The organism is Pseudomonas sp. Z4-20 (assembly GCF_051131955.1).
GTDB lineage: Bacteria > Pseudomonadota > Gammaproteobacteria > Pseudomonadales > Pseudomonadaceae > Aquipseudomonas > Aquipseudomonas marvdashtae.
Window position 1 is genome coordinate 4,756,131 of record NZ_CP071641.1, and the last position, 13,870, is coordinate 4,770,000.

Here is a 13,870-nt window from a genome sequence, read left to right on the forward strand (position 1 = left end):
CTCAAGGCGCGTCTACTGGGCGCAACCGATACTGCGGCGGCAATTGCTCGAAGCCACTGATCGTGGTGTCCAGGCTCTTCCAGCGTCCATCCTTGATGCCGTAGATGCAGCCATGAATCGACAGTTTCTGCCCACGGTGCCAGGCGTTCTGCACGATGCTGGTGTGACCGACGTTGGCCACCTGCTGGATCACGTTGAGCTCGCACAAGCGGTCTACGCGCTCTTCTTCGGTTGGCAACTTGGCCAATGCGTCGCGATGTTCGTAATACAGGTCACGAATCGAGCGCAGCCAGCCGTCGATCAGTCCCAACTGGCGGTCCTGCATCGAGGCACGCACGCCGCCGCAGCCGTAATGGCCGGTGACCAGGATATGTTTGACCTTGAGCACATCCACCGCGTACTGAATGACCGAAAGGCAGTTCAAGTCCGTGTGCAGCACCACGTTGGCGACGTTGCGGTGCACGAACAGATCGCCCGGCAACATGCCGACGATCTCGTTGGCCGGCACCCGCGCATCGGAACAGCCAATCCACAAATACTCAGGGGTCTGCTGACGAGCCAGCTTGGCGAAGAAGTCAGGATCCTCCTGCTTGATCGCATCGGCCCAACGCGCGTTGTTATCAATCAGATCTTGTAATTCATTCATGCTGTCCAGCCTCGATAGAGAGTGCGCAACTGTGACAGACGACCGTCGGTCGAGGTCACGTTGGCGATGCATTGGAATTCCTGGCCCCGCTGCCGGTCGACTCTTAGTAAGGCCCACAGTATGAGGAATTGCCATGAATGATTCACGACGTCCCTTCGATGCGACGCAACCGGAGCCCATCGATGACAATGAAGATCGCATGGGCTCGATGCATGAGTTGGACTTCGACGATGAACCCGGCGCGAAAATCGGCGACGAATTGCCAGCGGACGAACGTGAGCAATTGATGCCGGAAGAACGCGTCCGTGAAGCGGGCTTGACCGGTGCCTCGATGGATGACCGCCAGCCGACTGAGGATGATATGAGCCCCGAAACGCTGATCCGCGACGACGGCTCTCGGGACGCCCATGAAGCCGGCGACGGCGAGCAAGCCGATTGGGATCTGAGCATCGTCGACGAAGACGATATAGGCGGCGGCGATGGCTTGGACGAAGCGGAAATGGCCGATATCGATCCGTTGGATGGAAGCCGTGATCGGGGCCGGTCCTGATTGAGCGTTGTTGCTATCGCGAGTTCGCTCGCGATAGCAACAGTCCAATCAACGAGAAAACATTCAGTCGACCAAGGTGCAGGCCATGACCACCGCATCCTCGCGGCCTCCCACCGCCGGATAGTAGTCACGCCGCCGTCCGATCTCATTGAAGCCATAACGTTCGTACAACCGGAACGCGGTGCGATTGCTGTCGCGCACTTCCAAGAAGCATTCACGAGCCTTAGCCTTGTAGGCAATCGACATCAGATGCTCCAACAGCCGCAAGCCCAGCCCGCGGCCCTGGTTTTCCGGCTTGACGGTGATGTTGAGCAGATGGGCTTCATCCAGAATGATCTGCACTACGCCATGGCCCACTTGCTGCTGGCCTTCGAACATCAGCCAGATCTGGTATTTACTCAATCCATCGAGAAATATCCCCCGAGTCCACGGGTGGCTGTAGGCTGCGTATTCGATCTTCAGCACAGCGTCGAGGTCCGCCTCGGTCATCGGGCGGAACGATACAGCGTCACTCATTCGATTCTTTCCAGCGCGCCATCAGCCGGCGCATGGCTTGCCAGACATCAGCCTTGCGCTGTGGCGTTTCCATTAACAGTTCCAGCCCGGGCAATGCCCAGGCCGAGCCCAGGCCTTCGACCTGCAACTCACGATTGAACGCCTCGGCATCCGCCTCGCCAGCAAACTTCACCGCCGGCAGGCCAACCAACCAGAGGCATACGCAAGGCTCGTCTTCGAGACGCGCCGAAACGAACCCTTGGACGAAATCCCGGGCGGCCTCAGGCCCTTGGTCCATCGTGCCGCGTGACAACAGCGGCCAGCGCACCGGCTCGCCGATAATTTGCGGGCTGTCCGGCAGGCCGGCGGCGCGGAGCATGTCCTTGAGCAGCAAGTACGCTGGGTCGCGGCTCTGGAAGGGATCGCCTGTGGGTAATTCCACCAGCAACAGGCAACGCCCGGCACGCAGCAGTTGCAGGGCAAAACGCGGAGGGGCGACGTAAGGTGCCTTGGGCGGCGCCTCGACAATCTCTTCCACCGGCTTGGCATTGGTGCGGGTCGAAGCCAGGCTCGGGCGCGGGACTTCGACCTTCGGCCGCTCGACGGCGGGCGCCACCGGTTGCACAGCGGTCTTGGCGACAGGCATCACCTGCACCGGCTCGATCTCCACCGGCTCAGGCGCTTCCAGCAGCTCGGGCCGCGACGGGGCGGCGAACGGCAATTCGGTACGCGGCAGCCAATTTACCACCTGCATGGCGGTCAGATAGGCGCGGCGGCGGGACTCGATAAGCAAGGGTCGGCCACTTGTGGATAACTGAAAGTGAGGGGGATTCTACCGCCCTTCGGCGCGGATCGCTGCCCCGTTGGCTTCATTAGTTGATCAATACGCAACGACAGTCCGTCTCAGGGGTGAATCGCAACCGGTCCGATGCAGTACAATCGCGGCTTTTAATTGCCAACCCGACGGCCACTGCGATGATCGAACCCAAGCGCGTCTTGCGCGCCCTCGCTGAACACTGGGCATTGCTGGAACCTTTGTGCGAGCACTTCGACCAGGGCACCCTGAGCCTCAACGAATTGCGTTCACAACTGGCCGCCCAACAACTGGACAGCACGCCACAGGACATCACCCATCTGCTGGACGTGTGGATCCGCCTGGACATTCTCGTGCCGGTGGCAAAAAGCCCGAACCGTTTCGAGCTCAACGCGCAGATCCATGATTTCCTCGCCTACCTGCGCCGCGAACATCGCCTGGGCTTGTGCCTGGAAATCGAAGCCTACCTGCGCCACCTTGAGCGCCTGGCCGGGTACATCCAGGACGCCTTCGACGTGCGCGACGGCAACGACCTGGCCCGCCAGTTGCGGCTGCTGGACATGCGCGTGCGCGACGTGCTCAAGAAGCTCGCCAACGATGAACAGGCCTTGGTAGCCGTTGCCGAACGGGCCAAGACCAGCGACCGGCAGATCCCGCTGCGCCAGCGCTACGCTGAAGTGCTGGCGACCTGGGACGAATACGTCGAGCCGATGATCCAGTTGGTAAACGCCGACGGCGCGTTCGAGCAAGGCGTGCGCAAGGTCGAGAACGTGCTGTTGCGCATGCTCACCGAACAGCAGCGCCTCGGACACCTGGTCGACGACGACATGCTGCTGCGCACCCATGCGCGCATCCTCGAGATGCAGACCAGCGCCCAGCTGACCCTGCGCCACGCCCGCGAACTGCTCCTGCCGCTGCGTGAAGAAGCCCGCCGGCATAACGCCGTGACCCGAGGCGCTGCCCTGGCCCTGGCGGCCATCCGCCGCAAGGGTATCGATGCCGTGCCGCAAGCTGCCATGCCGCTGTTCACCCGGCCGCAAAGCACCTTCCTGGGCAGCGCCAGCCAGGTCGAAGCCTACGTCTATGCCCTGGCCCGTTTCGAACCGAAACCGGCGCGCTTCCCCAAGTCCCACAAGACCCACAAGGGCGGCGAGGCACCACGCGCGCCGCGCACCGTGCGCGAGATGGTCGAGCGTTGCGAAGACGCCCTGCCGATGCCGGACTTGATGAGCTGGCTGCTGGAGCAGGAACCGGACGGCGCCACCGACGAATTGCTCTACTGGTTCTCGCGCCTGTCGCGGGAAAAACGCTTCAAGCGCGAGCGTCTGGAACGCCGCGATTACCACACCCATGAGCATCAGGTCAGCCTGCGCTCCTTCGCCCTGCTCTCGGCCGGCGACACCGCCGCCGAGGATTCTGCGAGCATCCCCCATGCATCTTGATCTATCCGAACTGTCCCAGCTGGCGCCGATCTTCCGCGAGCTGTTCAAGGGCTATCACGTTAGCCGCCGCGACCCGGAGCTGTACGCACAACTGTCGAACTTCCAGGACCAGTACCGCACGCTGTTCAAGGCCCTGGGCTTCGAGCTGGTGTGTGACACTCGCGGCTTCTACTACTTCGTGCCGGACCTGGCCGCCGCCGCGGTGAACAAGACCGCACAGCGCCTGGCCCTGTTCACCTTCATCCTCGTCGAGCACCTGGCCGACCAGGGCCGCGACCCGATCGCCGTGCTCGACGGTGGCAGCCTCGGCCGCGATGAGTTGCCGTCGTTGCTGGAAAAATACCGCGACCTGTTCATCCAGGCCGAAGTACAGACCCAGGAAGAGCTGGAAGAAAAAATCATGCGCCGCATGACCCAACTGGGTTTTGCCAGCGAAGAAAACGGCGTGTACCGCTTCCTGCCGCCGATGCACCGCTTCCTCGACGTCTGCCTGTCGGTCCAACAGGACCGCGACCTGGCCGCCAGCCTGCACAGCGTGCTGCCGTTGCCAGCGCCAGTACTGATCGACGAAGACAGCGACGAAAAACTGCTGCAGACCGACGACCCGCTGGACCTCAGTGAATTCGACGGTGAAAGCGAAGAAGACGCACTGGCCCGCGCCATTGCCGAAGAACAGGAGACCGACGCATGAGCAAGGAACGCTACGGCATCCGCCGCTTTGCCCTTTTGAACACCGCCGGCTACAGCCTCGGCCTGTTCCCGCTGGAAGAACCACTGTCAGTGTACGGCGCGAACAACCTGGGTAAATCCGCCTCGATCAACGCCCTGCAATTCCCGATCCTGGCGCGCATGTCGGATATGAGCTTCGGCAAGTACAGCCTGGAGCAATCCCGGCGTTTCTATTTTGCCTCGGACACCAGCTACATCCTCGTGGAAGTCGCCCTGCCCCACGGCCCGCACGTGATTGGCGTGGTCGGACGCGGCCCGGGCGGCGGCTTCGGCCATCAGTTCTTTGCCTACGCCGGCAAACTGGACCTGGCCCACTATCAGAAAGACGACACCTGCCTGCGGCAGAAGGAACTGTTCACCAACCTGGAGCGCGAAGGCCTGAAGGCCTACGAACTCAAGCCGGATGAACTGCGCCGTCTGCTGGTGGGTGGTCACACATCGATTCCCCTCGACCTGACGCTGATCCCGCTGCGCTCCACCAGCGAGCAAAGCCTCAAGACCTTCCGCGCGCTGTTTATCAACCTGCTGCACATGCGCGAAATCACCGCGGCCAAGCTCAAGCAACTGTTCCTTGATGCTTTCGAGCACAGCCTGCGTTCCGGCAGCGTGGACTACATCGCCGCGTGCGAAGAAGCCTTCCGCGACGTACGACGCATGGAACAGGACTACAACTCCCTGGTGGCCGCCGGCCCGCTGGTGGAAGCCTTGGCCAATGGCGTGGCCCAGCGCGATATCCTGCGGGGCAAGTTGCATCGCCTCTCGCCGTTGCTCGACTCGCTGCTGGGCACTTGGTCGGATTACGCCAGTGCGCGCAAGGAAGAGCTGACCATCCAGGCCGAACATTACCGCAACGAGCAGGATTCGCTGCAGAACGACCAACGCGGCGGCACTCAGGAGCTGATGCGCCTGGAACGGGAAATCAGCGGTATCCAGCGCTGGCTCGGCGAGCTGTCGGTGCTCAAGAACCGTTTCGCCTTGGTGGATGACGTCAAAATCCTTGAACAGCAATTGCTCGCCGCCAAGGATGCCCACGATGAATTGGCCGGTGCCCTGGCCCAGTCCCGGCAGTTCAGCGCCGAAGACTTGGAAGAGCGCCTGCGGGACCTGGAAAAACGCCTGAAGTCGGTCAAGCAGCAACTCGACCACGCCGACAACAACAGCTACGCCCGCCTGCGCGAGGAATTCTCCCAGCAGGACGTGGAACGCCTGATGCGCCTGTTCAATAGCGCCCTGTTCAGCCTGCCGCTGGGCGAGCACGGCATTGCGTTGGACGAGAATGGCGAGTGGGTCAAATCCATGGAGCTGATCCTCGACGGCTTCAAGGGTGAGCGCTTCGAAGTGCCGGGGCTGTCCATCGACCTGTCCCACATCGAGCCGCCGGCGCTGCAAGCCCTGGCCGACCGTGCCGCGCTGCGTGATCAGAAAGAGCGCTTGGAAAAAGAGCTCAAGCAGCTCAAGACCCAGCAAGCCGTGGCCGCCGACCGCGCCGCGAGCAAGACCCAGACCGAGGCACTGTACCAGCAGGTCCTCGACGCGCAGAAAGCCTTGGAAGACTTCCGCCGCAGCCAGACCTTGAGCGCCGAGGAAGGCGAGAAGCTTGAGCAACTGGCGCAGATGGAAGCCGCCCAGGACGAACTCAAGCGCTCCAGCGATGCCTTCACTGAGCGCGTCCAGCAACTGTCCGCCAAATTGCAACTCGTGGGCCGGCAGATCGCTGACATGGAAGCCAAGCAGCGCACCCTCGACGATGCCCTGCGCCGTCGTCAGTTGCTGCCGGCGGACCTGCCGTTCGGCACGCCGTTCATGGATCCGGTCGATGATTCCATGGACAACCTGCTGCCGCTGCTCAATGACTATCAGGACAGCTGGCAAGGCCTGCAACGGGTCGATGGCCAGATCGAAGCGTTGTATGCCCAGGTGCGCCTCAAGGGCGTGGCCAAGTTCGACAGCGAAGACGACATGGAGCGGCGCCTGCAACTGTTGATCAACGCCTATGCCCACCGCACCGATGAAGCCCTGACCTTGGGCAAGGCCCGCCGTGCAGCGGTCACCGACATCGCCCGGACCCTGCGCAACATTCGCAGCGACTACGACAGCCTCGAACACCAACTGGCGCTGTTCAACCGCGAGATCAACAAGCGCCAGGTGTCCAACCTGCAGAGCTTCCGTATCGTCCTGGCACCGAACAAGGAAGCGCTCAAGCACATCGACCAGATCATCCACAGCGCCGGCCAGTACGAAGAAGGCGAGACGTTGTCGGTGTTCGACCTCAGCCAGAGCGCCGAGCAAGACAACAAGAACGAAGAAGCCAAGGAATACCTGGCGCGGCTGGTGGCGGCGAACCACAACCAGCTCGGCCTGAAGGATCTTTTCGAGCTGGCGTTCGAGATCACCAAGGTCAACGGCCAGCCGGTCATTCACACCGACATCGACGGCGCGGCGTCCAACGGCACCACCATGACCATCAAGGCGCTGACCAACATGTACTTGTTGCTGCACCTGATGGACCGCGAACAGGCCGGCCGCGTGCGCCTGCCGTACTACCTGGACGAAGCGGCAGACATCGACGAGAAGAACCAGGCGGCGCTGCTGGAAACCAGCCTGCAACTGGGCTTCGTGCCGATCCTGGCGAGTGTGAAGCCGCAAGTCTGCGCCAGTGTCGCCATCGACCTGGAAGGCGGCAGCGGCCCGAACGGCATCTACATCGACGAGGCGGACTGGAAGTACATTCGTCGTCACGATGCGGTGAAAGCCACGGTGAACGTACAGGCCGATGAGCCGGAGTTGGACCCTGTTTGAGGTAAATAGCCGGAAATGAAAAAGGCCGCGATCCTGATGGATCGCGGCCTTTTTTATGGTCAGGTGAAACCTTGGGCGAGGGAGCTATGCCCAATAATCTTATTGGCTGATTTTGATCTTCGGCGCCCAGGTCAGCCATTCATCCTCAAATTGATCGAACAGCGCAAACGTCTGCTGCGGTCGTGCCGGGCTGCCCATCCGCTCGCCATCCGGCGTGGCAAAAGCGATACCGCCCTGAATCAGCGTTTCCAGCGACTCGGTTCGCACCGTCGCGCCTTTGAACAGGCCAAAATCCAGGCCGAACCCACTGGTATTCCAGAACCGCGTACCACTGCGCACCAACGGCGCGTACTTGGGCTCGATCAGGATATGGATCAATACCCGGTCTGCCGTTTGCCCCAGCTCGTAGCCCGTGACCTTGCCCACGGCAATCTCACGATAAGTTACCGGAACGCCGACCTTCAGCGAACCGCGGCGGGCCGCGCTCAGTACCAGGCTCAGCCCAGCCTCGGGAACCGCGCTTTCCGGCGGTTCGGCAAGGGCCACGAAGTTTTTCTGCGGCCCCAGGTTCTTTACCGCAGGCTGCACCTCGATGTACTGGCCGGTCACCAGGGTTTCCAGGTTGGATGTTTTCATCAAGCCCAGCTCAGGCTTGACCACCCAGAACAGTGAACCGACACGGGCAATACGCTCCGGCACTTCGGTGATACGCGCAGTAACCAAAACCGACTGCATATCGGCGCTGAGATCGACGTCCTCGATCTTGCCTACGTCCAGCCCTTTGAAACGGATCGGCGTACCGCTGCGCAAACCGTCGGCACGATCAACCTTGATCGTCACCAGCGTCCCTTTCTGCTGCGCGGCTTCGCGATCCTCGTGCAAACGGAACCGTGGGATACGCCGTTTCAACGGTACGTTCGGCTCCGGCGTTTCGAAGGCAATCCCCCCGGCCATTAGGCTTTGCAGAGATTCGCTCTTGACCTGGATGCCACCGGTCAAACCGCCCGTGAGCGTCACGCCGCTTGCGTTCCAGAACCGCGTCGAGCCGTTTACCAGCCCTTCGTATTCCTTCTCGATGTGCACACCGATGATCAGTTGCTTCTTCTTGCGGGAAAACTGGTAGCTCTGAACTGATCCGACTTTGACTTGCTTGTAGAGGATCGGACTGCCGACCTCCAGCGAACCGAGGTTTTCAGTCAACAGGACCAGGTGCAGACCGGGCGAGCGCAGATCCAGCGGTGGCGCCTTCGCCCGGGCTTCGAACTCGCGCTGCGGCGCGCCGCCCTTGTCGCCCGGGCGCACGGCAATGTAGTTGCCCTTGACCAGTGCTTCGAGGCCAGTGATACCCGCCAGGGAAATCGACGGCTTGACCACCCAGAACTGGGCGCCGGCCACCAGGTAATCTTCGGCCAACGGATCGAGAGTCAGCTCGGCGCTGGCGCTGGACAGGTCCGGGTCGACTTTCAAGGCTTTCAAGCTGCCGACCTGGATGCCCTTGTACATCACCGGCGTACGACCGGCCTGCAATCCGTCGAAGTCGCTGAGCTTGACCTTGACGCGAAGCCCGGCAGCCGCAGCGTCGAAATCCTCATACAGGCGGAACGGCAGGCTTGGGTCCGTAGGCGGACTGTCCTTGCGGTTTTCTGGCGTGGCAAACGCAATACCGCCCGCGACGATACTCGCCAGGGACTCGCTGCGTACTTTGACGCCTGAGAGGTTGGCATCGATGCTGATACCGCTGGCATTCCAGAACCGCGTGTGTTTGCGGACCAGGCTGGCGTAGGTGGGCTCAATGAAGACCTTGATCTCCACCGTGCGTTGATCCTCGGACAACAGGTAGCTTTTCACTTGGCCCACCTGGATCTGCTTATAGAACACCGGGCTGCCACGGTTCAGCGATCCCAATCGGTCCGCCTTGATCGTCAAGTGCAGGCCCGGTTTAGCATCCGACAGGGGCGGCTCCTCGGCCAATGCCTTGAATTTACGGGTCGACTCGCCCTCCCCTGGGCTAATGGCAACGTAGTTACCTGAAACCAGCGTTTCCAGACCGGTGATCCCCGCCAGCGTCACGCTCGGCTTGACCAGCCAGAAACGCGTTCCGGTCTTGAGGTATTGCTCGACGTCCTTGTTCATTTCGATGGTTGCGATGACGCCCTTGGAGCTCCCTTCATCGTCGAGCGTGAGGGCTTTTACCTTGCCGACCGTCATGCCCTTGTAGACGACCTCAGTCTTGCTCACCTGAATGCCTTCGCCACTTTCAAAACGCACGGTGATCTCGATTCCGGTCTCGTTATAAGCCCGCCAACCAAGCCATCCGCCGATGATCAAGGCAATCAGCGGCAGTACCCAGATTGCCGACCAGTTTGAAGCTGGCCGGGTTTTAGCAGTAGGCAAATCAGTCATGGTCGTCATCCGACTCCGTGTTATCCCAAATCAGTCGGGGATCGAAGGTTACTGCGGCAATCATTGTCAAAATCACTACGCTGGCAAAGGCGATGGCGCCGAGACCGGCTTCGACACTGGCGAGCCGCCCGAAATTCACCACCGCCACCAAGATGGCGATTACGAAAATATCCAGCATCGACCAGCGGCCGATGAACTCGATGAAGCGGTACATGAGGATGCGTTGTCGCGCGGACATGGGTTGGTGCCGTTGCACGGAAAACAACAACAAGGCGATGCCCACCAACTTGAAGGTCGGCACAAGGATACTGGCGATGAACACCACTGCTGCGATGGGAATCATGCCGTGCTGAACCAACTCGATCACGCCGGCCATGATGGTGCTTGGCGCTCCCTGACCGAGCGAGTTGATCGTCATGATTGGCAGCATATTGGCAGGAATGTAGAGAATCGCCGCCGTGATCAACAATGCCCAGGTCCGCATGAGACTGTTGGGGCGACGGGGGTGGATTCGTGCGCCGCAACGGGTACAGGCCTGCTTGCCAGCGTCTGCGTCCTGTCGATTCAATTCATGGCATTCGGTACAGACCAGGATGCCCGCATCAATCGCTCGCATGGGCGTCTTCTCCTGATAACGCCTGCCATACCTGATGGGGTGACATCACCACTTCCAGCCAGACCTGAACCAGCAACAAACTGACAAAGCACACCAGGCCCAGCCCCACGGTAACCGCCGCCATGTCTGCGAGCTTGACGATAGCAACCAGCACGCCCATGAGATAAACCTCGAGCATCCCCCAGTCCCTTAAATGATGATAAATGCGATACAACAGCAGGCCGTAGCTTCGTCCGATATTCCAGCGAATAGTCAGCAACACAATCAATTGGCAAAGCAACTTGAGCAGTGGAATAGCCATGCTGCACAGGAACACCACCACGAACACGCCTTGCATACCGGTATCAAACAAACCGACCACGCCGCTCCAAACGGTGTCTTCAGAGGACTGCCCGAGCAGATTGAGCTGCATGATGGGTAAAAAGTTCGCTGGCACAAATAGCAGCAAAGCGGCGATCACCAGGGCCAGGCTACGCTCCACCACATTGTGCCGGTGAGCGTAGAGCTCGTATCCACACCGAGGGCATTCGGCTTTTTCGCCATAGGCCAGCCGAGGCTTGCGCATCAACAGGTCGCACTCATGACACGCCACCAGATCGCTCAGGGGTAGATCTGACAACCTATCAATGTCTGAAGGATCGGGCATAAAGCGCTCTGGCTCAACTAAGTTGGGGCTATTCTAGTGCTCCAGCTCCAAAATAACTGTGCAAATTTATCATGAGTGTTAGCAGCTTTTTATAGCGGGCAAAACAAAACCCCTACCTGCATCAGCAGATAGGGGTTTCGGAATTTAATCTTGACGATGACCTACTCTCACATGGGGAAACCCCACACTACCATCGGCGATGCATCGTTTCACTGCTGAGTTCGGGATGGGATCAGGTGGTTCCAATGCTCTATGGTCGTCAAGAAATTCGGGTACTGAGTCGTGGCCGGCTGGCCTCGCTTCAGCAAATTGGGTATGTGATAGCTTCGGTGTTTTGTGAGATTCGAACTTTCGGTTCGTTTCGTCTTCACACACCGCAATCTGGCGCCCTGCGAGCAGGATCAGCAAATTGCTTGGGTGTTATATGGTCAAGCCTCACGGGCAATTAGTACAGGTTAGCTCAACGCCTCACAGCGCTTACACACCCTGCCTATCAACGTCGTAGTCTTCGACGGCCCTTCAGGGGACTCAAGGTCCCAGTGAGATCTCATCTTGAGGCAAGTTTCCCGCTTAGATGCTTTCAGCGGTTATCTTTCCCGAACATAGCTACCCGGCAATGCCACTGGCGTGACAACCGGAACACCAGAGGTTCGTCCACTCCGGTCCTCTCGTACTAGGAGCAGCCCCTCTCAAATCTCAAACGTCCACGGCAGATAGGGACCGAACTGTCTCACGACGTTCTAAACCCAGCTCGCGTACCACTTTAAATGGCGAACAGCCATACCCTTGGGACCGGCTTCAGCCCCAGGATGTGATGAGCCGACATCGAGGTGCCAAACACCGCCGTCGATATGAACTCTTGGGCGGTATCAGCCTGTTATCCCCGGAGTACCTTTTATCCGTTGAGCGATGGCCCTTCCATACAGAACCACCGGATCACTAAGACCTACTTTCGTACCTGCTCGACGTGTCTGTCTCGCAGTCAAGCGCGCTTTTGCCTTTATACTCTACGACCGATTTCCGACCGGTCTGAGCGCACCTTCGTACTCCTCCGTTACTCTTTAGGAGGAGACCGCCCCAGTCAAACTACCCACCATACACTGTCCTCGATCCGGATAACGGACCTGAGTTAGAACCTCAAAGTTGCCAGGGTGGTATTTCAAGGTTGGCTCCACGCGAACTGGCGTCCACGCTTCAAAGCCTCCCACCTATCCTACACAAGCAAATTCAAAGTCCAGTGCAAAGCTATAGTAAAGGTTCACGGGGTCTTTCCGTCTAGCCGCGGATACACTGCATCTTCACAGCGATTTCAATTTCACTGAGTCTCGGGTGGAGACAGCGCCGCCATCGTTACGCCATTCGTGCAGGTCGGAACTTACCCGACAAGGAATTTCGCTACCTTAGGACCGTTATAGTTACGGCCGCCGTTTACCGGGGCTTCGATCAAGAGCTTCGCGTTAGCTAACCCCATCAATTAACCTTCCGGCACCGGGCAGGCGTCACACCCTATACGTCCACTTTCGTGTTTGCAGAGTGCTGTGTTTTTAATAAACAGTCGCAGCGGCCTGGTATCTTCGACCGGCGTGGGCTTACGCAGCAAGTGCTTGACCCTCACCGGCGCACCTTCTCCCGAAGTTACGGTGCCATTTTGCCTAGTTCCTTCACCCGAGTTCTCTCAAGCGCCTTGGTATTCTCTACCCAACCACCTGTGTCGGTTTGGGGTACGGTTCCTGGTTACCTGAAGCTTAGAAGCTTTTCTTGGAAGCATGGCATCAACCACTTCGTCACCCAAAGGGTAACTCGTCATCAGCTCTCGGCCTTAAGATCCCGGATTTACCTAAGATCTCAGCCTACCACCTTAAACTTGGACAACCAACGCCAAGCTGGCCTAGCCTTCTCCGTCCCTCCATCGCAATAACCAGAAGTACAGGAATATTAACCTGTTTTCCATCGACTACGCTTTTCAGCCTCGCCTTAGGGACCGACTAACCCTGCGTCGATTAACGTTGCGCAGGAAACCTTGGTCTTTCGGCGTGGGTGTTTTTCACACCCATTGTCGTTACTCATGTCAGCATTCGCACTTCTGATACCTCCAGCAAGCTTCTCAACTCACCTTCACAGGCTTACAGAACGCTCCTCTACCGCATCACTTACGTGATACCCGTAGCTTCGGTGTATGGTTTGAGCCCCGTTACATCTTCCGCGCAGGCCGACTCGACTAGTGAGCTATTACGCTTTCTTTAAAGGGTGGCTGCTTCTAAGCCAACCTCCTAGCTGTCTAAGCCTTCCCACATCGTTTCCCACTTAACCATAACTTTGGGACCTTAGCTGACGGTCTGGGTTGTTTCCCTTTTCACGACGGACGTTAGCACCCGCCGTGTGTCTCCCATGCTCGGCACTTGTAGGTATTCGGAGTTTGCATCGGTTTGGTAAGTCGGGATGACCCCCTAGCCGAAACAGTGCTCTACCCCCTACAGTGATACATGAGGCGCTACCTAAATAGCTTTCGAGGAGAACCAGCTATCTCCGAGCTTGATTAGCCTTTCACTCCGATCCACAGGTCATCCGCTAACTTTTCAACGGTAGTCGGTTCGGTCCTCCAGTTAGTGTTACCCAACCTTCAACCTGCCCATGGATAGATCGCCCGGTTTCGGGTCTATTCCCAGCGACTAGACGCCCTATTAAGACTCGCTTTCGCTACGCCTCCCCTATTCGGTTAAGCTCGCCACT

Annotated in this window: 10 protein-coding genes and 2 rRNA genes (1 of these 12 running past the window's edge); 4 read left to right on the plus strand and 8 right to left on the minus strand. The window is 59.1% G+C overall.

Annotated features, from left to right (window positions below; genetic code table 11):
* Position 1: 1 nt before the first annotated feature.
* Positions 2-646: a carbonate dehydratase gene (can, locus tag J3P82_RS21835; RefSeq protein ID WP_039594546.1), complete on the minus strand. Its 645-nt coding sequence runs from the start codon at positions 644-646 to the stop codon at positions 2-4.
* 133 nt (positions 647-779) lie between these two features.
* Between can and J3P82_RS21840 the strand changes: the two genes are divergently transcribed.
* Positions 780-1,196: a serine kinase/phosphatase gene (locus J3P82_RS21840; protein WP_434558637.1), complete on the plus strand. Its 417-nt coding sequence runs from the start codon at positions 780-782 to the stop codon at positions 1,194-1,196.
* A 63-nt stretch (positions 1,197-1,259) separates the two neighbouring features.
* On the opposite strand, the gene rimI is transcribed toward J3P82_RS21840, so the two are convergent.
* Positions 1,260-1,712, minus strand: a complete 453-nt coding sequence (gene rimI, locus J3P82_RS21845; RefSeq protein WP_434558638.1) for a ribosomal protein S18-alanine N-acetyltransferase — start codon at positions 1,710-1,712, stop codon at positions 1,260-1,262.
* Positions 1,705-2,484, minus strand: a complete 780-nt coding sequence (locus J3P82_RS21850) for an energy transducer TonB (protein ID WP_434558639.1) — start codon at positions 2,482-2,484, stop codon at positions 1,705-1,707. The genes rimI and J3P82_RS21850 overlap by 8 nt, the downstream gene beginning before the upstream one ends.
* A 182-nt stretch (positions 2,485-2,666) precedes the next feature.
* Between J3P82_RS21850 and mksB the strand changes: the two genes are divergently transcribed.
* From mksB to mksF, 3 genes are read left to right on the plus strand one after another with little or no spacing between them, the layout of a single operon-like run.
* Complete coding sequence (mksB, locus tag J3P82_RS21855; RefSeq protein ID WP_434558640.1) at positions 2,667-3,947, plus strand: Mks condensin complex protein MksB; 1,281 nt, start codon at positions 2,667-2,669, stop codon at positions 3,945-3,947.
* Positions 3,937-4,638 (plus strand): Mks condensin complex protein MksE, encoded by a 702-nt coding sequence (gene mksE, locus J3P82_RS21860; RefSeq protein WP_434558641.1) that lies wholly within the window; start codon positions 3,937-3,939, stop codon positions 4,636-4,638. Before mksB ends, mksE begins: the two co-directional genes overlap by 11 nt.
* Positions 4,635-7,475 (plus strand): Mks condensin complex protein MksF, encoded by a 2,841-nt coding sequence (gene mksF / locus J3P82_RS21865; RefSeq protein ID WP_186634481.1) that lies wholly within the window; start codon positions 4,635-4,637, stop codon positions 7,473-7,475. The genes mksE and mksF overlap by 4 nt, the downstream gene beginning before the upstream one ends.
* 99 nt (positions 7,476-7,574) lie before the next feature.
* Here mksF and J3P82_RS21870 read toward each other — a convergent pair whose 3' ends face one another.
* The 5 genes from J3P82_RS21870 to J3P82_RS21890 all read right to left on the minus strand — a co-directional run.
* Positions 7,575-9,878, minus strand: a complete 2,304-nt coding sequence (locus J3P82_RS21870; RefSeq protein ID WP_434558642.1) for an MlaD family protein — start codon at positions 9,876-9,878, stop codon at positions 7,575-7,577.
* The gene (locus tag J3P82_RS21875; RefSeq protein ID WP_434558643.1) at positions 9,871-10,494 is read right to left on the minus strand and encodes a paraquat-inducible protein A; all 624 of its coding nucleotides are present in this window, start codon (positions 10,492-10,494) and stop codon (positions 9,871-9,873) included. The genes J3P82_RS21870 and J3P82_RS21875 overlap by 8 nt, the downstream gene beginning before the upstream one ends.
* On the minus strand, positions 10,481-11,140 hold the full coding sequence (locus tag J3P82_RS21880) for a paraquat-inducible protein A (RefSeq protein WP_434558644.1): 660 nt from the start codon (positions 11,138-11,140) through the stop codon (positions 10,481-10,483). Before J3P82_RS21880 ends, J3P82_RS21875 begins: the two co-directional genes overlap by 14 nt.
* Positions 11,141-11,288: 148 nt before the next feature.
* Positions 11,289-11,404, minus strand: a 5S ribosomal RNA gene (gene rrf / locus J3P82_RS21885).
* Positions 11,405-11,564: 160 nt separating this feature from the next.
* Positions 11,565-13,870: ribosomal RNA gene (locus J3P82_RS21890) — 23S ribosomal RNA — on the minus strand; it runs 586 nt beyond the window's last position.

What these genes read in the sequence shown, in the direction of transcription:
- can (WP_039594546.1), bottom strand. Translation starts at nt 646, where the DNA reads ATGAATGAATTACAAGATCTGATTGATAACAACGCGCGTTGGGCCGAT.
- J3P82_RS21840 (WP_434558637.1), top strand. Translation starts at nt 780, where the DNA reads ATGAATGATTCACGACGTCCCTTCGATGCGACGCAACCGGAGCCCATC.
- rimI (WP_434558638.1), bottom strand. Translation starts at nt 1,712, where the DNA reads ATGAGTGACGCTGTATCGTTCCGCCCGATGACCGAGGCGGACCTCGAC.
- mksB (WP_434558640.1), top strand. Translation starts at nt 2,667, where the DNA reads ATGATCGAACCCAAGCGCGTCTTGCGCGCCCTCGCTGAACACTGGGCA.
- mksE (WP_434558641.1), top strand. Translation starts at nt 3,937, where the DNA reads ATGCATCTTGATCTATCCGAACTGTCCCAGCTGGCGCCGATCTTCCGC.
- mksF (WP_186634481.1), top strand. Translation starts at nt 4,635, where the DNA reads ATGAGCAAGGAACGCTACGGCATCCGCCGCTTTGCCCTTTTGAACACC.
- J3P82_RS21870 (WP_434558642.1), bottom strand. Translation starts at nt 9,878, where the DNA reads ATGACTGATTTGCCTACTGCTAAAACCCGGCCAGCTTCAAACTGGTCG.
- J3P82_RS21875 (WP_434558643.1), bottom strand. Translation starts at nt 10,494, where the DNA reads ATGCGAGCGATTGATGCGGGCATCCTGGTCTGTACCGAATGCCATGAA.
- J3P82_RS21880 (WP_434558644.1), bottom strand. Translation starts at nt 11,140, where the DNA reads ATGCCCGATCCTTCAGACATTGATAGGTTGTCAGATCTACCCCTGAGC.